Annotated in this window: 17 protein-coding genes; 11 read left to right on the top strand and 6 right to left on the bottom strand. The window is 65.4% G+C overall.

Translation table 11 applies throughout. The annotated features are described in order from the left end of the window. Positions 1–13 precede the first annotated feature (13 nt). On the bottom strand, positions 14–1,228 hold the full coding sequence (locus tag HV711_RS24505; RefSeq protein ID WP_013588101.1) for a hypothetical protein: 1,215 nt from the start codon (positions 1,226–1,228) through the stop codon (positions 14–16). A 301-nt stretch (positions 1,229–1,529) separates the two neighbouring features. Between HV711_RS24505 and HV711_RS33580 the strand changes: the two genes are divergently transcribed. Next, a complete protein-coding gene (locus HV711_RS33580; RefSeq protein ID WP_028361117.1) occupies positions 1,530–1,859 on the top strand; it encodes a four-helix bundle copper-binding protein in 330 nt (109 codons plus the stop codon). 55 nt (positions 1,860–1,914) lie between these two features. On the opposite strand, the gene HV711_RS33575 is transcribed toward HV711_RS33580, so the two are convergent. Beyond that, on the bottom strand, positions 1,915–2,172 hold the full coding sequence (locus HV711_RS33575; RefSeq protein WP_254604889.1) for a hypothetical protein: 258 nt from the start codon (positions 2,170–2,172) through the stop codon (positions 1,915–1,917). Positions 2,173–2,217: 45 nt separating this feature from the next. On the opposite strand from HV711_RS33575, the gene HV711_RS33825 reads away from it, so the two are divergent. The 8 genes from HV711_RS33825 to HV711_RS24460 all read left to right on the top strand — a co-directional run bounded on the left by HV711_RS33825 (position 2,218) and on the right by HV711_RS24460 (position 8,247). Next, positions 2,218–2,349, top strand: a complete 132-nt coding sequence (locus HV711_RS33825; protein WP_279612655.1) for a hypothetical protein — start codon at positions 2,218–2,220, stop codon at positions 2,347–2,349. 89 nt (positions 2,350–2,438) lie between these two features. Next, on the top strand, positions 2,439–2,729 hold the full coding sequence (locus HV711_RS24490) for a hypothetical protein (protein ID WP_035478623.1): 291 nt from the start codon (positions 2,439–2,441) through the stop codon (positions 2,727–2,729). Next, the gene (locus HV711_RS24485; protein WP_035478625.1) at positions 2,726–4,267 is read left to right on the top strand and encodes a TolC family protein; all 1,542 of its coding nucleotides are present in this window, start codon (positions 2,726–2,728) and stop codon (positions 4,265–4,267) included. The genes HV711_RS24490 and HV711_RS24485 overlap by 4 nt, the downstream gene beginning before the upstream one ends. After that, entirely contained in the window at positions 4,264–5,565 is a 1,302-nt protein-coding gene (locus tag HV711_RS24480) for a copper oxidase (RefSeq protein WP_175145279.1), read from the top strand. Before HV711_RS24485 ends, HV711_RS24480 begins: the two co-directional genes overlap by 4 nt. Positions 5,566–5,631: 66 nt before the next feature. Next, positions 5,632–5,997 (top strand): copper-binding protein, encoded by a 366-nt coding sequence (locus HV711_RS24475; protein ID WP_035478626.1) that lies wholly within the window; start codon positions 5,632–5,634, stop codon positions 5,995–5,997. A gap of 106 nt (positions 5,998–6,103) precedes the next feature. Continuing rightward, positions 6,104–6,697 carry a cytochrome b/b6 domain-containing protein gene (locus HV711_RS24470; protein ID WP_035478627.1) on the top strand — a complete coding sequence of 198 codons (594 nt, stop codon included), beginning with the start codon at positions 6,104–6,106 and terminating at the stop codon, positions 6,695–6,697. Positions 6,698–6,699: 2 nt separating this feature from the next. Continuing rightward, a complete protein-coding gene (locus HV711_RS24465) occupies positions 6,700–7,491 on the top strand; it encodes a molybdopterin-dependent oxidoreductase (protein WP_051223978.1) in 792 nt (263 codons plus the stop codon). A 141-nt stretch (positions 7,492–7,632) separates the two neighbouring features. Further along, a complete protein-coding gene (locus HV711_RS24460; RefSeq protein ID WP_013588110.1) occupies positions 7,633–8,247 on the top strand; it encodes a hypothetical protein in 615 nt (204 codons plus the stop codon). A gap of 156 nt (positions 8,248–8,403) precedes the next feature. On the opposite strand, the gene HV711_RS24455 is transcribed toward HV711_RS24460, so the two are convergent. Continuing rightward, positions 8,404–9,246 carry an EamA family transporter gene (locus HV711_RS24455; protein WP_013588111.1) on the bottom strand — a complete coding sequence of 281 codons (843 nt, stop codon included), beginning with the start codon at positions 9,244–9,246 and terminating at the stop codon, positions 8,404–8,406. 386 nt (positions 9,247–9,632) lie between these two features. On the opposite strand from HV711_RS24455, the gene HV711_RS24450 reads away from it, so the two are divergent. Then, a complete protein-coding gene (locus HV711_RS24450; protein ID WP_028361125.1) occupies positions 9,633–11,201 on the top strand; it encodes a methyl-accepting chemotaxis protein in 1,569 nt (522 codons plus the stop codon). A 247-nt stretch (positions 11,202–11,448) separates the two neighbouring features. Then, complete coding sequence (locus tag HV711_RS24445) at positions 11,449–12,309, top strand: class I SAM-dependent methyltransferase (protein WP_035478629.1); 861 nt, start codon at positions 11,449–11,451, stop codon at positions 12,307–12,309. Between the two features lie 73 nt (positions 12,310–12,382). Here the strand turns inward: HV711_RS24445 and chrA are convergent, their stop codons facing one another. From chrA to HV711_RS24430, 3 genes are all read right to left on the bottom strand, one after another. Next, positions 12,383–13,711 (bottom strand): chromate efflux transporter, encoded by a 1,329-nt coding sequence (gene chrA, locus HV711_RS24440; protein WP_035478630.1) that lies wholly within the window; start codon positions 13,709–13,711, stop codon positions 12,383–12,385. A 162-nt stretch (positions 13,712–13,873) separates the two neighbouring features. Beyond that, positions 13,874–15,346 carry a UdgX family uracil-DNA binding protein gene (locus HV711_RS24435; RefSeq protein WP_035478632.1) on the bottom strand — a complete coding sequence of 491 codons (1,473 nt, stop codon included), beginning with the start codon at positions 15,344–15,346 and terminating at the stop codon, positions 13,874–13,876. A gap of 6 nt (positions 15,347–15,352) precedes the next feature. Next, positions 15,353–16,564 (bottom strand): putative DNA modification/repair radical SAM protein, encoded by a 1,212-nt coding sequence (locus tag HV711_RS24430; RefSeq protein ID WP_035478634.1) that lies wholly within the window; start codon positions 16,562–16,564, stop codon positions 15,353–15,355. Positions 16,565–16,697: the final 133 nt, after the last annotated feature.

Here is a 16,697-nt window from a genome sequence, read left to right as displayed (position 1 = left end):
ATTGACGACCCGGTCAATTCATATTTGCGGTCACGCCCAGATCGAGGTTGATCGCCGAGCCGTCCTTGCCGTGAAAAGGTCCGACCGAGAATCCGTACTTTTTCAACAGGCCATGAGTATAGGAAACGGACCATACAGGCGGGCTGCCGATAATGAAGTCGGAAGCGATACCTTCCTGCCAGGCGGCATAGCCCTCGGCAAAACAGGTGTAGCAGTCGCGCGTGCTGGGCAGCCTGAACGGGAATCTGGAGTCGAGGCCGGCCGGGCCGCGCGCGAAACATTCAATATATAGCGTATGTCCGCGAGATGCGAGTTCGGCCTCCACGCTCGCGGCGCGCGGGTGCGAGTCGTCGATCCAGAAGCGCGCCCGCTTCAGGTCCGCGGCGGTGAGATAGGGCACGCTGGTGCTGCTTGCGAGGATCGCACCGTCGAACTGCGGCAGCGGTCGGTCGGGGCTGAAGGTGTGCACCGAGACCTTCGTGTGTCCGAGCAGGTCGGCGGCCATCAGGTCGCGCGCCTGATCGGCCAGCAGACTGGCCTTGTCCGGCAAGTCGATCAGCACCAGTTCGCGCGGGGCTTCCTTGTACAGCAGGTACTTCGCCACCGTCGTGCCGAGCCTTCCCGCCGCGCCGAAGAGCGCGAGCTTCGTCTTGCCGAACTCGAGGTCGAGTTCATTGCAGCAGTGAATGGCCCAATCTTTGAGCATGGCCGCGGTCGCCGCGTGGCCGGTGGTGATGTGAGGCGGCTTGATCTGCCGCGGCAACGCGCCGTAGTTGCAGGCGTAAGGCGTGGAGGCGCCCATCGCGACCATATTCAGGCCGGCCTGCCTCGCCAGTTCCAGGGCGGGGAAGAATTGCGTCTCGCGAAACCGCTTGATGCCGCGCGGACTGCCGAGCCAAAGCTCGAGCGGCACCGGGCAGGCAATATTCGCGCCGATCATCTGCGAACCCGAGTAGATGGGCGAGGCAATGAAAGGCGGCGTGCGCCAAAGCTCTTCTTCAAATGACGCGTTGCGGGCTTTTACATTGTGAAAGGAGAAAGACAGGGTGTCCCAGTCTGTAGCGTGAAAAAGAAAGCCGACACCGCCCTGGCGCGCCGGCAGATTATCGCGGATCTGCTCGGGGTGCAGGGTGTGCTTGAGCGTCAGCGGCGCACCCGACTGGGGCGGCCGCGAAGTGCTGCGCCCGTCTTCGGAGATTGATGGTTCGTTGTAAAGAGACGTTGCCATTTTGATTGTTCCTTTGGTTTCCTGTGGTTGACCCGCGCCTTGAGTCAGCGCGGCTTCGCCGGCCGGCGTTTGACCGGCGATCCATCAACTCTAGAGAAATCCAATAGTTTTTGTCCGTGTGTTCGTGCGCATCCTCCGCGGCACGGGGGAGCGCGGGGAGGGCTGGAGAGGGCGGGCGTCGCGCAGCCGGCGCAGAAAAACCGCGGCCGGAATGGGCCTTGCTGCCTGTCGGAATACGGAAGCGGCGTTCGCGCATGGCGCGCCGCTTGTTGAAAATCCGACTCGTCAAATGGAGGATTCCATGACGCATGAAGCGTTTCAGTCCTGTATTTCAGCGTGCGACGCGTGCGCAATCGCGTGCGGCCACTGCGCGGGCGCCTGCCTCGCGGAAGAGGGCGTGGCCGACATGACCGGCTGTATCAAACTCGACATCGACTGCGCGGCGGCGTGCCACTTCGCGTCGGCGGCCATGGCCCGCGGCAGCAGCGAAGCCCGCACGATCTGCCGCATGTGCGCGGACATCTGCGAAGCCTGCGCCAACGAATGCGGCAAACACGACGCGCAGCATTGCAAGGATTGCGCGGCGGCTTGCCGCGCTTGCGCGCAAGCGTGCCGGGCCATGGCTTCGTGATCCGCTTGGCGAGCGGCACGCGCTCGCCGCGCCTTACAAGCCTGAAAACCGCGTGCTAGACTTCGCGCTTATGCACGACTGGCGCAAACTCTTCATCGTTTTCCTGCTGGCACTGAGCCTCCCGGTTCAGTCGTTCGCGGCCGTCGCGATGAAGTGTGCCGCGGGTCCGGCTCGCGAGAGCGAGCCGGCTCATCAGCACGTCGTCCAGCCTGAGCAGGTTGCGCTGCACGCAGACCTGCATCGGCATGCGGCGCCCCGCGTCGATCATTTGCAGGCGGACGGCCACCAGCATGGCGGCGCGCAACACGCCCACGCGCATGCGTGCTCGACCTGTGCGTCCTGCTGCTTCGGCGCTGCGATGCTGTCCGTACCCGCGTTGCCGTCTTCCGCCCGCATCGTCGATTCGTTCGAACCCGCGCCTCATTCCACACCCGCCGCGTCGTTCCTGACGGGCGGTATTGAACGGCCGCCCAGGTCCATTCCCGTCTGATTCCCGCACCCGCAGCGAGGCGCTGCGGCAGGACCATTTTTTCGCAAGACCGCCCGGCGGTCTGCGGATGATTCACGACGAGAATTTTCATGCGAACCATTCGTGCAGCGCTCCTCGGCGCGAGCGCGGCGTTGCCGCTGCTCGCGCAGGCGGCGCAAAGGCCCGACCCGGCGGACGCCGGTGCGTCGGTGCCGGCCATAAGCGCGCCGTCCGCATTCGACGGCTACACCCCGTATAGCGACCGCGAAGCCGCGAGCTGGCAACAACTGAACAGCGCGGTCGCGCCACAGCGGCCGGTCACCGGCCACATGCACGGCGCGCAGCCTGGCGAGGCATCGGCCGCGAGGGGCGGTCATCAGCACGAGGGCGAATCGAGATGACGCGATACCTCATGTACCAGCGCCTTACCGGCATCGCCATCGCGGCGCTCTTCCTCACCGGTTGCAGCACTTTTTCAAAGGACGGCGGATTCGACAGCGTGTCCTCGGTGGCGGCGGAGCGGCTTCACAAGGACGCGGTCTACGTGAAGACCGACGAGGACCGCGACGCGGTCCTCAGGCGCACGCAGGAACTGCTGGCGGCGCCGCTTGGCATGGACGACGCCGTCCAGCTGGCGTTGCTCAACAACCGCGGGTTGCAGGCTGCTTACGCCGAACTCGACATGTCCGAGGCCGACCTCGTGCAGGCGGGGCGCTTGCCGAACCCGGGCTTCGCCTTCAGCCGCACGCATTGGAGCGACGGCTTCGGCATCGGCCGGACTTTGTCGATGAGCGTATTGGGGGTGCTGACGCTGCCCGCGGCGACCCGCATCGAAAGCCGGCGCTTCGAAGAAACGAAGCTCGAGACCGCGAACGCCATGTTCGCGGTGGCCGCCGACGCGCGCCGGGCCTACGTGAATGCGGTGGCCGCGGAGCAGGCGGCGCACTACGCGGCGCAGGTGAAGGACACGGCGCAGGCGGGCGCGGAGCTCGCGCTGCGCATGCGTCAGGCGGGCAACTTCAGCAAGCTCGACTACGCGCGCGAGCAGGCCTTCTACGCGGAAGCGGCCGCGCGTCTCGCAAAGGCGCGGCAGCAGGCGCTTGCGGCTCGTGAGAAGCTCACGCGGACCGTGGGCTTATGGGGCTCGGCGACGCAGTACATGCTGCCTGAGCGGCTGCCCGACTTGCCGAAGGCCCGGCCGCGATTCGCCGGGCTGGAAAGCTTTGCAATCAGAAATCGCCTCGACATTCAGGCGGCGCAACTGCGCACGCAAAGCGTCGCCGCCTCGCTCGGCTTGAGCCGGGCAACACGCTTCGTCAATGTGCTCGATGCCGGTTATCTCAACAACTTCGAAAGTGACAAAGGACATGAGCGCGGCTACGAAATCAGCGTCGAGATTCCGCTCTTCGACTGGGGGGGCGCCAAGGTGGCGCGCGCCGAAGCGATCTATAGGCAGTCCGTGAACCGGCTCGCGCAGACTGCGATCGACGCGCGCTCCGAGGTCCGCGAATCGTACGCCGCGTATCTGACGAGCTACGACGTCGCGAAGCATTATCGCGACGAGGTCGTGCCGCTTGCCAAAAGCATCTCCGACGACATGCTGCTGCGCTACAACGGCATGCTCGTGAGCGTGTTCGAGCTGCTCGCCGACTCGCGCGATCAGATCGCGGCGGTCAACGGCTACATCGACGCGCTCAAGGATTACTGGCTTGCGCAGACCGATCTGGAGCAGTCGCTGGGCGGGCGCCTGCCGCCGCTGGCGATGTCGCTGCCGGCTGACGTGCCCGCTTCATCCACTAAATCCGCTACGTCCACTACGTCCCTGTCCGCTGACCCTGCCTCGCCCCCGGCGCGCGAGCCGCAGGACTCAGCCGTTCCCGCGCCGCCATCACAACCTACCCACGCGCACGGCGCGTCGTCGAACCCTGAAGGTGAATGAACATGCTCTCTCGTCGAACGTTTCTCGGCGGTTCCGGCGCCGCGCTGGTCGGCGCGGCGCTCGTCAGCAAGGCCGGCGCGGCGTCGCTGCCCGAAGCGCCCATCATGCAAACGACGGCGACCCAGCCGCCGCTTGCGCCGCCCAACGGCCGGCCGTACACGCCGGTCGTCACGCTGAACGGCTGGACCTTGCCGTGGCGCATGAAGAACGGCTGGAAGGAATTCCATCTGATCGCCGAGCCGGTCGTGCGCGAGATGGCGCCCGGCATGAAGGCGCACCTGTGGGGCTATAACGGCCAGGCGCCGGGGCCGACCATCGAGGCCGTGGAAGGCGACAAGGTTCGCATCTTCGTGACCAACAGGCTGCCCGAGCACACCACCGTGCATTGGCACGGCATGCGGGTGCCCTGCGGCATGGACGGCGTGGGCGGTCTCACGCAGCCGCATATTCCGCCGGGCAAGACCTTCGTCTACGAGTTTCAGATCGAAGGCCACGGCACGTTCATGTATCACCCGCATGCCGACGAGATGGTGCAGATGGCCATGGGCATGATGGGCACATTTATCGTGCATCCGAAGGAGCGCGGCGCGAGGGCGGTGGACCGCGACTTCGTGTTCCTCATGTCGGCGTACGACATCGATCCCGGCAGCTTCACGCCGCGCGTCAACGAGATGACCGACTTCAACATGTGGACGTGGAATGCGCGCGTGTTTCCGGGCATCGACCCGCTGCCTGTGCGGGCCGGCGACCGCGTGCGCATCCGCTTCGGCAACCTCACGATGACCAATCACCCGATCCATCTGCATGGCTACAGCTTCGAGGTGGCGGGCACCGACGGCGGCTGGATCCCGCCGTCCGCGCGCTGGCCCGAGGTGACGGTCGACGTCGCGGTCGGCCAGATGCGCGCGATCGAATTCACGGCGGACCGGCCGGGCGACTGGGCTTTCCATTGCCACAAGTCGCATCACACGATGAATGCGATGGGGCACCAGGTTCCGAACCTGATCGGCGTCGAGCAGACGGACCTCGCGAAGCGCATCGGCAAGCTCGTGCCGGACTATATGGCGATGGGCAGCACGGGCGGCTCGATGGGCGGAATGGAGATGCCGCTGCCCGACAACACGCTGCCGATGATGACCGGCACGGGCCCGTTCGGCGCGCTTGAAATGGGCGGCATGTTCAGCGTCGTCAAAGTGCGTGAGGGGCTCGGCCGTAACGATTACCGCGACCCGGGCTGGTACCGGCACCCGCAAGGCACGGTGGCTTTCGAATACACCCGTGAGCTGCCGGCCGGTTGATGTCGCCATGCGAGCCGGGCCTCGGCCAGGGCTCGCTTTCTGATCAATTTTGCTTTGGAGAACGTAATGAAGAACGCAACGGCTTCCGCTTTCATGTTGTGTGCGCTGGCTGTCTGCACGAGCGCTTATGCAGGCGGCAATACGCATGAGACGAGCGAGGCAGGCGATACGAGTGATGCAAGCAGCATGAACATGGCCGATAGCGCGAATCACCGCATGTCGCACGGCGAAGTCCGCAAGGTCGATGTCGCCGCCGGCAAGCTGACCATCAGGCACGGGCCGCTCGAGAACCTCGGCATGGACGCCATGACGATGACCTTCAAGGTCAAGGACCCGGCCATGCTGTCGCAGGTGAAAGCGGGCGACAAGATCGATTTCGTCGCCGAGGAAGTGGGCGGCGCGCTCACAGTCATTGAGCTTCACAAGCAGTGAGCCCGTAGCGGCAATAAATTTTCCGTGCGATGGAATAGCTGCGCGGGTGCGCTGTTTACGCCTATGACAGTGCCGATTTCCCGCAGCTATCCACCACGAGGCCGCCTTGAGTTCTACAACGATTCAACCCGCCTGGGTCCGCATCTCACACTGGGTCAATGCGCTTGCCGTCATGCTGATGGCGACGAGCGGCTGGCAGATCTACAACGCATCGCCGATCTTCGCCGGCTGGCGGTTTCCCGCCGCAATCACGCTGGGCGGCTGGCTCGGCGGCGCGTTGCAGTGGCACTTCGCCGTCATGTGGATGCTGGTCGCGAATTTCGCCGTGTACGTCGCGCTCAACCTCGCTTCGGGGCGCTTTCAGCGCAAACTGCTGCCCGTCAGCGCCGGCTCGCTCGCGAGCGATCTGCTCGACGCGCTGCGCGGCAAGCTGAAGCATGACGACCTTGCGCGCTACAACGCGGTGCAGAAGTTGGCCTATCTCGTCGTCATCGCCGATCTCGCGCTCGTCATCGTGTCGGGGCTCGCGATCTGGAAGTCCGTGCAATTTCCCTTGCTGCGCACGCTGATGGGCGGCTACGACAACGCGCGCGTCGTGCATTTCGTTGCGATGAGCGTGCTGGTCGCGTTCTTCGTCGTGCATGTGGCGATGGTTGCGCTCGTGCCGCGCTCGCTTGTCGTGATGATCCGGGGGCGCTGATCATGAGCCTGCGCAATAAGTCCGGCAAGCTCGGTGGGTTTGCGTTGTCGCACGCGGAGACCATCATCAGGGACGCTCGCGGCGAGTTGAAAAATCCCGCACGCCGTCTGCTCGGCAAACGCATCCTGACGCTCGGCGGAATCGCCATGCTGTCGGGCTGCGATCTGTCGAACGACAAATCCGTGAACAGCATGCTGCGCAAGATGTCGTCGTTCAACGACGACGTCCAGGCGCTGCTCTTCAGTCCGACCACGCTCGCGCCGACTTACCCCGAGTCGATGATCACGCGGCCGTTTCCGTTCAACGCGTTTTACGACATCGACGATGTGCCCGAGGTCGATGCCGCGAGCTACCGCTTGCAGGTCGGCGGGCTCGCCAGCGGCAAGCGCGTGTGGGCGCTCGACGAACTGCGCGCGTTGCCGCAGGAAAGCCAGATCACGCGCCATATCTGCATCGAAGGGTGGAGCGCGATCGGCCGCTGGGACGGCGTGCGCTTCGCCGAGTTCCTCAGGCGCGCCGGCGCGGACCTCACCGCGAAGTATGTGTCGCTGCATTGCGCGGACAACTACTGGACGAGCATCGACATGCCGACGGCGCTGCATCCGCAGACGCAGCTCACGCTCGCTTATGACGGCGAGACGCTGCCGCGGAAATACGGCTTTCCGATGAAGCTGCGCATCCCCACCAAGCTCGGCTACAAGAATCCGAAGCATATCGTCGCGATCAGCGTCACCAACGACTATCTCGGTGGCTATTGGGAGAACCAGGGCTACAACTGGTTCGGCGGGTCCTGAGGGGCATCCGGCGGGTCGCGGTTTTGTAATGCGGGTTTTTGTAATGCAGTTTTTTAATGCGGCCTGGCGGCGCGGCTCTGCCGTGCCTCTTTTGCTGCCTGTTTCGCAGTCTCTCAACCGTTTCTCATGGAGCGTTCATACATGTCTATTCGCCTGAAACTCGGCCTCACACTTGCGACGCTGGCTTTTGCCGGCGCCGCGCTCGCACAGACGCCCGCCGCCAAGCCGTCGCGTATTCGCGGCGACATCGTCTCGCTCGACGGCGATGTGCTGAAGGTGCATCGCCGCAGCGGCGATACGGTGTCGATCGAATTGAAACCGGCAGTAACCGTGTCGGCCGTCAAGTCGATGCAGTTGTCCGACATCAAGCCGGGGTCGTTTGTCGGCACCGCGGCGACGACCGGCACGGACGGCAAGCTCACCGCCACCGAAGTCGTGGTGTTCCCCGAAGCCGCGCGCGGCACGGGCGAGGGCCACTATAGCTGGGACCTCGGGCCCAACAGCACGATGACGAATGCCAACGTCGACACCGTGGTTCAGGGCACGAGCGGCCGCAACCTGAAGCTGTCGTACAAGGGCGGCAGCAATGAAGTGACGGTGCCGCCGAATGTACCTATCGTCACCTTTACGCCGGCTGCGCGCACGGATCTGACGCCGGGCAAGAAGGTGTTTGTGGTCGCGACCGAGGCATCGCAGGGCGCCTATGTCGCTCAGCGCCTCGTCGTCGAAAAGGATGGCGTTGCTCCGCCGATGTGATGCGGTGATGTAATGCGGCGAAAGGCGCGGCAAAAAGCGCGGTGATGAAGCGGCGCGGGCGGTGTCGAGGTTCTACGCACAAGCGCCCGGCCGCGGCCGCCGGCGCACAAATGCACGTGGGCCTCCGCGCATGCGAGAGAGGCCACGCGTCAAGCGTCAAAGCCCGAGACACACCGCGCCGGCCGCCACCACGAGGCAGGCGAGCCAGCGCTTGCCGTTCACCGTTTCGCCGAGAAACACGCGCCCGATCAGCACCGCGAACACCACGCTGGTCTCGCGCAAGGCGGATACCGCGCCCATTGCGCCGGACTGCATCGCCCAGATCACGATGCCGTAGGCCGCGATCGATACCACGCCGCCCACGAGCGACGAGGCGATGGCCGCGGGCGCTGCACGTATCGGAGTCCAAAGCGCCGCAGCCCCGCGCATGGCGACGAACAGCACGGGCATGAGCCAGTAGAAGAGAAACATCCACGCGGTATAGGCCAGCGCCGCGCCGCCGGAGAGCCGCACGCCGATGCCGTCGATCACCGTGTACAGCGCGATGGTTGCGCCGGTGGTGAGCGCGGCCAGCACGCCCGCGCGCGACACGCGTCCCGCCTGCAGCGCAATTGCGATGATGCCGCCGGAGATCATCGCGATGCCGAGCGCGTGCAGCGGGCCGATCGCCTCGTGGGCGAACAGCGCCGCGCCCAGCGTGACGAGGAGCGGCGACGAGCCGCGCGCGACCGGATACGCCTGCGCGAGGTCCCCGCGACGATAGGCGTGCACAAGACTCGCGTTGTAGCCGATATGCACGAGCCCCGATGTGACCACATACGGCCACGCCGCGGCCGCCGGCAGCGGCGTGAACATAACAATGAGCGTGCTGACGGCCGCAATCGCGACGCTCATCCACGTCATCGAGAGAAAGCGGTCGCGGTTGCCGTGCAGCAACGCGTTCCAGCTGGCGTGGAGAAGAGCTGCAATGAGAACGAGACCGCCGGTGTAGCTGAGCATGGAAAGGAGGCCGTGTCGGGCCCGGGTTGAGTTTGAGTTTGAGTTTGAGGGCGCGCTGACGGGCGCGAGCGCCGGGGCTTCGATCTTAAACGGAATCGCCGCCAATGCGCAGGCACGGCTCGACGTCGCGCCCGACTCCGACGCCCGACTCCGGCGCCCGACTCCGACGCCGACGCCGACGCCCGACGCCCGACGCCCGACGCCCGACATGTGTCGCAATCGGCACTATCCACGTCGCATTGCCGCAAATCCGCGGCGACGTTCGTGCCGTAAAGCTGTAAGTCGGTTTCCGATCAGTCATTCCTTTCACAGCCCGATCTTTGCTATCCGGAGGAACGGACCGGGCGGGCAGCGTGCGTGGCCGCTGCCCGCCCGGTCTCATGCCTATGCGCAGACACATCACCATCCGCGGCGGATTGGCCGCGACGATCGCCGGTTACACGCTGCTGCTGATGCTGGTCATCGTGGCCGGCATTGCCGGGCTTTATGACAGCAGCAATGCGCTGCGCGACATGTATCAGGACGACACGGCGTCGCTGCTGCATCTGAAGACGAGCTCCGAGCGTCTGCTGCAACTGCGCGGCGGTCTCGGCGAAGCCGAGCAGATCATCAGCGCGGGCAAGCCGGCCAAGGATGCCATCGCGCGACTGCATGTCCTGCTCGATTCGAGCAACCGCGAGCTGGAAGCCTACCGGGCGCTGCATGTGCCCGACAGCGTCGAAAAGCCGCTCGTCGACGCCATGGATGCAAAGCGTCAGCGCCTGCTCGCGCAGGTGTTCCAACTGGCGCTCAAACAGCTCGACGACGACAACCTCGTCGATTTCCTGACGACGCAGCGCGAAGCGCCCGCTGCGCTCTTTGCCGACTATCAGACTGCCTTGACGGCGCTGGAGGACTATCAGGTCGAGCGCGAAAAAGCGCGCTTCGAGCACGCGGAGGCGCGTTTTCGCGTGATGTTGTGGGCGCTCGGCATCACCGGCGGCGTGGCGCTCGTGATCGGCGTGCTCGCACAGCGCACGCTCGCGCGCGCCATCGTCCAGCCGATCAACATGGCGGTCGATCACTTCGGCCGGATCGCGGGCGGCGATCTGACGGGCGCGATCGCAGTGCAGCGCGATAACGAAATGGGCTATCTGCTCGATGCGCTCAAGGGCATGCAGAACAGCCTCGTGCAGACGGTCCAGAAAGTTCGCGCGAGTACCGAGGCGATCGTGCACGACGCGCGCGCGATTGCGGGCGGCAGTGTGGACCTGTCGACGCGCACCGAGCAGCACGCGGCCTCTCTGCAGCAGGCGGCGGCGAGCATGGAGCAATTGACCGCCACCGTGCGCCAGAACGCCGACAATGCGCGCCGCGCCGTCGAACTGGCGACGGGCGCCTCCGAGATCGCGTCGCGCGGCGGGCAGGTGGTCGACCAGGTCGTCGCGACAATGGACGCCATTTCGGGAAGCTCGGACCGGATCGCCGGCATTGTGAGCGTGATCGAGGGCATCGCGTTTCAGACCAACATCCTCGCGTTGAACGCGGCGGTCGAAGCGGCCCGCGCCGGCGAGCAGGGCCGCGGCTTCGCGGTGGTCGCCTCCGAGGTGCGCAATCTCGCGCAGCGCTCGGCTGCGGCGGCGCGCGAGATCAACGAACTGATCGGCGACTCGACCGTCAAGGTCAAGGACGGCAGCACGCTCGTCGGCCGCGCGGGCGCGACGATGGAAGAAGTGGTCGAAGCGGTGCGGCGCGTGACGGCCATCATGACCGAGATCAGTCTCGCTTCGAGCGAGCAGACCGCGGGCATCGAGCTCGTCAACACCAGCGTCACGCAGATGGAGGAAATGACGCAGCACAACTCCGCGCTCGTCGAAGAGGCGTCGGCCGCCGCGCTGTCGCTCGAAGAGCAGAGCCGCGAACTCAACGACGCGGTGGCCGTGTTCCGTTTGAAGGAGGACCGGGCGGCCGGCTGAGGGAGTCCGGTGTGCCGCGCTCTCGTGCTGCTGGACGCTTATGTGCTGGATCGCGATGGCCCGCGTGGTACGCCGTGGTTCGATGTGGTTCGGCGTGGTGCGACGTGCATGCAGGCGGCGGCGCATGCTGCGTTCATGCCGATGCTATGCTTTTGAGTCTGCTGCGCGCTGCGCCGACGGCCCGAACGCAGCGACGGCACAAGGGCTTCCCGCATCGCGTGAACACGGACAAGGAGGATCGGCGGTCATGAACGAAGAGCGAGACCCGGCACCGGACAGCACCGCGGCCCGCGTCGCCCTGTGGCGCGCGCTGCATACCGAGGCGGACGCCGCGCCGCATGTTTTCGACGACCGGATCGGGCTGAAGCTGCTGGCTCCCGGCGACGATTGGCGCGAGCGCGGCGACATGGACCCGCAGTTCACGCGGCCGTTTCGCGCGTCGATCGTGGCTCGGGCGCGCTTCATCGAAGATCTGGTTGCCGGGCAGGCTGCGCGCGGAATCGAGCAATATGTGATTCTCGGCACGGGCCTCGACAGCTTTGCGCAGCGCAAGCCCGAGCTCGCCGCGCGCCTGACTGTGTTCGAGATCGATCAGCCGGTGCCGCAGGCGTGGAAGCGTCAGCGGCTCGTCGAGCTCAGGTTCGGCATTCCGCGCTGGCTGCGCTTCGTGCCGGTCGATTTCGAGGCCGGCGAAGCGTGGCGCGAGCGGCTCGTGGCGGAGGGCTTCGACAGCAGCAAGCCGGCAATCGTGGTCTCCACGGGCGTGAGCATGTATCTGACACGCGAGGCCAACGCGGCCACGTTGCGTCAGGTCGCGGCTTTCGCGCGCGGATCGACGCTTGCCATGACCTTTCTGTTGCCGCTGCATCTGGCGGATCCCGAGGTACGCCCGGGGCTGGAGATGGCCGAAAAGGGCGCACGCGCGAGCGGCACGCCTTTTTTGAGCTTCTTCACGCCGGAGGACATACTCGCGCTGGCCCGCGAAGCCGGCTTCACGCAGGCACAGCATGTTTCGGCGGCCGACCTGACACGACGCTACTTCGCGGACAGGACCGATGGTTTGCGTCCGCCGAACCATGCCGAGGAACTGCTGGTTGCGAACACCTGATGCCGTTGGCGAGGCACGCTGCGCTGCACGCGACGTGCAAAGTCCCGTGCCTTAGCCTTCCTTAGCCTTAGCCTTAGGCCAGCAGCCGCAAGGCGAGCCCGGCCGCGCCGCACGCGAGCACCGCCGGTATCACGCCCGCCTTGAAGCGAAAGAGCGCAATAGCCGCCGCGACGCCGATGACGAGCGACAGCCAGTCGAAGCTCCCATGCAGACCCTTCGGCCACAAGACGTGCAACGCAAAAAAGACCGCGAGATTCACGATGACGCCGACCACCGCGGCGGTAATCGCCGTCAGCGGTGCCGTGAATTTCAGATTGCCGTGCGTGGTCTCGATGAACGGCCCGCCGAGCAGAATGAACATGAACGAAGGCAGAAAGGTGAAGAACGTGACGACTGTCGACGCGACGACCGCGGACAGCAGCTGCGTGTCGGGACCGAATATCGCTCTCGTCCATCCGCCGACAAAGCCGACGAACGCGACCACCATGATCAGCGGGCCGGGCGTCGTTTCGCCGAGCGCGAGACCGTCGATCATCTGAAGCCCCGTGAGCCAGTGCTGATGCTCGACCGCGCCCTGGTAGACGTACGGCAAAACGGCATAGGCGCCGCCGAATGTCAGCAGCGCAGCCTCGGTGAAAAACCACGCCATTTGCGCGAGTGCGCCATTCCAGCCGAAGAGCACGGCCAACGTGCCGATTACCGCGAGCCAGATGGCGACGAAGCTCGCGAGCACGATGAAAAAACGCTTCCAGGTAAAGAGCGCGTGGCGGGGCGTCGGCGTGTCGTCGTCGATCAGCGCGCGGCCATGAGCGTGCCCCGCGGCGTCGTGCTTTGCGCCGACCGCGAAGGTGCCCGGCGCGTATTTGCCGCCGACGTAGCCGATGATGCCGGCCGCGAGAACGATCAACGGAAAGGGCACCTCGGCAACGAAAATCGCAATGAACGCCGCGGCGGCGATCGCCCATAGCCACGCGTTTTTGAGTGCGCGCGAACCGATGCGATACGCGGCGAACACGACGATCGCAGTCACGGCCGGCTTGATGCCGTACAGCACGCCGGCCACCGCCGGGATGCTGCCGTACACGAGGTAGACCCACGACAGGGCCATCAAAATAAAAAGCGACGGCAGCACGAAAAGCCCGCCTGCGATCACGCCGCCCCACGTGCGATGCATGAGCCAGCCGATGTACGTGGCCAACTGCTGAGCCTCGGGCCCCGGAAGCACCATGCAGAAATTGAGCGCATGCAGGAAGCGTTTTTCGGAGATCCAGCGCTTGCTTTCCACGAGTTCCTGGTGCATCAGTGCGATCTGGCCGGCAGGGCCGCCGAAGCTCATGAAGCCGAGCCGCAGCCAGTACCAGAATGCGGTGGTGAGCGGAACGGGCGCGACGTCGTCTTTCATTGAAGTGGACCGGTTGGTTTTTTGTGCTGCGGGTGGCGGGATCGCCGCCTGGCCGGCGCGGCCGGAGGTGACGCTTTGCGAGGCGCTCCGGACACGCTCGGGCGACACACGTGCGGCATGCTCGGGACACGCGCCGGCGCCGGATGCGACGCAGTCTAGCAGTTACCGGGCTCCGCGCGGGCCGGCTTCGAGGGATGCCGCCAGTTGACGCGCCTTGATCAGTGCCCCGGTGATGTCGGCCGTCACCTTCTCGCGCGCAGCGCCGTCCCGCTGACGCAGTGCAAACGACGGATGATAGGTGGCGATGCCCCAACCGCCCTCGAGCTCGAACGGTTCGCTGAGATAGTCGCTCAAGCTTGCGCTTTCACGCAGCAACGCATGGAGCGCGGTGGCCCCGAGCACGACGACGACCGATGGCCGGACCGTGGCGAATTCGTGCGCGAGCCAGTGAGAACAGGCTTCCACTTCACGCTGCGCGGGCGTTTTATGCAGCCGCCGCTTGCCGCGCGGTTCCCACTTGAAATGCTTGACCGCGTTGGTGAGATAAAGCTCGTCGCGCGTGAGCCCGGCGCGCGCGATGGCGCTGTTCAGCAGTTGTCCCGCCGGACCGACGAAGGGCTCGCCGCTCAGGTCTTCCTGGTCGCCGGGCTGCTCGCCGATCAGCATGATAGGCGCGGGCCGCGGCCCTGCGCCGCCGACGGCTTGCGTCGCGTGCCGCCACAGATCGCAGCGCCGGCACGCATTCAGCGACGACGGCTGAGCGCGCGCCGGCTGCGCTGATTCCGCTTCGACGGGGATGGCCTTGCCGCCGAGTGCGGTCACGCCGCTCGCTTGCGCCACACGCCGCGCGCCGGTCCTCGCTTCACTGAGCATGGCGGGAATCAGACGGCCCTCGGGCAGGCCTTTCCAGAACCGCACCGGCATGTGCTGCTGGAGCGCCGCCTCGTTCAGGCGGGCAGGGTTAAATGTACTGCGGTAATACGCGAGCCACAGGGATTCGGCTTCGTCGTTTGTATCCGAATGGTGCGGATCGCGCAACGCGTGGCGCGCCTCGATATGCAGCTGCGAGCCGTCCCAGAACGCGGCGCCGTGAGGCGTCGCGATCATCCACGAAGAACGCCCCATGCGTTGCGCGAAATGCTCGGCGGCCCAGCCGAGGACGTCGTGTTCCGGCTCGTACCACGCAATGTACTCGGGCCCCGAAGCGTCCGATTGCTGCTTGCGAAAGCGCACGTACGCGATCATGTCGTGCCTCGCGCGCCGCACGCATTTGGCCATGTGGTAAAGCCGCGCACCGTCGACATCCGCCGGCGACGCGACCGTGCGGTCGCCGTGTTGCCAGCGCCATAACACCTTGTAGAGAAACGCCCAGCGCTGCGGCTCCCGGTACAACGCCGCGTCGTGCAGCAACGCCGCGAGGTCCTTCGACACGTGGACCGCGGGCGCTTGCGCCGCCGACCCGTTGCCCTGGGTCTCGCCATAGTCGAAAGCCGTCTGCCCGGCTAGCGGCTTTGCACCGGCACTCTCGCGAATGCGCCACTCGATCGCCTCCGGCGCGAGCCCATGAGCGAGTGCAGCGAGCGAAGCGGCACGCCATGCCTCAAAGTGGTTGTCGATTTCAATGCGACGGAGCACCGCGTTTCACCACAGTTGCATTTGCACGGACGGCGGCGTCAACACCCGCCGCAGATGCGCCGACGACGCGTCATGCATGGCCGCGCGATAGTCCTGCGTGACGACGAACGGCTTGATTTTTTCCAGAGGACAACGAAGCCGCACGAGGTCTTCGTAGCGCACGCGGCGCGAACGCCGCAATTCGACAAGCCGTTTTGCGTTGCGCATGCCGATGCCCGGCACGCGCGCGATCATGCGCAGCGGCGCGCGGTTCAGGTCCACCGGAAATTGCTCGCGATGCGCAAGCGCCCATGCCAGCTTCGGGTCCATGTCGAGCGGCAGATTGCCCGGCTGCTGGAATAGCTCGCCGACGCTAAAGCCGTAGCCGCGCAGCAGAAAATCCGCCTGATACAACCGGTGCTCACGCAGCAACGGCGGCGCTTCACCGGGCACTGCCGAAGGACTGTCGGGAATCGGACTGAACGCCGAGTAATACACCCGCTTGAGCCGGTAAGAGCCATACAGCGTTTCGGCGGTCTGCAGAATCGTGCTGTCGTTCGTCTGGTCGGCGCCGACAATCATTTGCGTGCTCTGGCCGGCGGGACTGAACCTGGGGGCTCGCGCGTCGCTCAGCGCTTCCTCTTGCGCGAGGCGGATCGACCCCATGGCAAGCTTGATGGTGCGCACGTCCTTTTCCGGCGCGAGCCGGGCGAGACTCACCTCCGTTGGCAGTTCGATATTCACGCTCAGCCGGTCCGCGTAGCGGCCGGCCTGCGCGATCAGTTCCGGATCGGCGTCTGGAATGGTTTTCAGGTGAATGTAGCCGCGGAACTGGTGATCGACGCGCAATGACTGGGCGACCCGAACCAGTTGCTCCATGGTGTAATTCGAAGACTGGATGATGCCCGAGCTCAAAAACAGCCCGTCAATATAGTTGCGCCGGTAGAAGTCCAGCGTGAGATCGACGACCTCCTCAGGCGAGAAGCGGGCCCGCGGCACATTGCTGGAGCGCCGGTTGACGCAGTACTGGCAGTCGTACAGACAGAAGTTGGTGAGCAGGATTTTCAGGAGCGACACGCAGCGCCCGTCCGGCGTGAAGCTGTGACAAATGCCCGCGCCGGTGCTTGCACCGAGGCCCTGCGTGCCGCGCGACGCCCGCTTCGGCGCGCCGCTGCTCGCGCAGGATGCGTCGTACTTTGCTGCGTCCGCCAGGACTTCGAGCTTTTTGTGCAATTCCACGTTGCCGCCAGTACTGTATGGATGTAAGGGCTATCCATTTAGCTCCACAATTTCACATTATGGTGAAGCTTTGACCTTTGGCGGACGTTGCGCGATCTGGCGATACGTGACGGGTTCGGCCACTACGGCCTGC

The sequence above is a fragment of the Paraburkholderia phenoliruptrix genome (genome assembly GCF_902859825.1).
Classification (GTDB): domain Bacteria; phylum Pseudomonadota; class Gammaproteobacteria; order Burkholderiales; family Burkholderiaceae; genus Paraburkholderia; species Paraburkholderia phenoliruptrix.
This window is presented reverse-complemented; position numbering and strand designations above follow the sequence as displayed.

Bases quoted from the DNA above. Each gene is read 5' to 3' on its own strand.
- HV711_RS24455 (WP_013588111.1), bottom strand. From the start codon at position 9,246: ATGCTCAGCTACACCGGCGGTCTCGTTCTCATTGCAGCTCTTCTCCAC.
- HV711_RS33580 (WP_028361117.1), top strand. From the start codon at position 1,530: ATGACGCATGAAGCGTTTCAGTCCTGTATTTCAGCGTGCGACGCGTGC.
- HV711_RS24465 (WP_051223978.1), top strand. From the start codon at position 6,700: ATGAGCCTGCGCAATAAGTCCGGCAAGCTCGGTGGGTTTGCGTTGTCG.
- HV711_RS24475 (WP_035478626.1), top strand. From the start codon at position 5,632: ATGAAGAACGCAACGGCTTCCGCTTTCATGTTGTGTGCGCTGGCTGTC.
- HV711_RS24490 (WP_035478623.1), top strand. From the start codon at position 2,439: ATGCGAACCATTCGTGCAGCGCTCCTCGGCGCGAGCGCGGCGTTGCCG.
- HV711_RS24450 (WP_028361125.1), top strand. From the start codon at position 9,633: ATGCGCAGACACATCACCATCCGCGGCGGATTGGCCGCGACGATCGCC.
- HV711_RS24445 (WP_035478629.1), top strand. From the start codon at position 11,449: ATGAACGAAGAGCGAGACCCGGCACCGGACAGCACCGCGGCCCGCGTC.
- HV711_RS24505 (WP_013588101.1), bottom strand. From the start codon at position 1,228: ATGGCAACGTCTCTTTACAACGAACCATCAATCTCCGAAGACGGGCGC.
- HV711_RS33825 (WP_279612655.1), top strand. From the start codon at position 2,218: ATGCTGTCCGTACCCGCGTTGCCGTCTTCCGCCCGCATCGTCGATTCG.
- chrA (WP_035478630.1), bottom strand. From the start codon at position 13,711: ATGAAAGACGACGTCGCGCCCGTTCCGCTCACCACCGCATTCTGGTAC.
- HV711_RS24480 (WP_175145279.1), top strand. From the start codon at position 4,264: ATGAACATGCTCTCTCGTCGAACGTTTCTCGGCGGTTCCGGCGCCGCG.
- HV711_RS24460 (WP_013588110.1), top strand. From the start codon at position 7,633: ATGTCTATTCGCCTGAAACTCGGCCTCACACTTGCGACGCTGGCTTTT.
- HV711_RS24485 (WP_035478625.1), top strand. From the start codon at position 2,726: ATGACGCGATACCTCATGTACCAGCGCCTTACCGGCATCGCCATCGCG.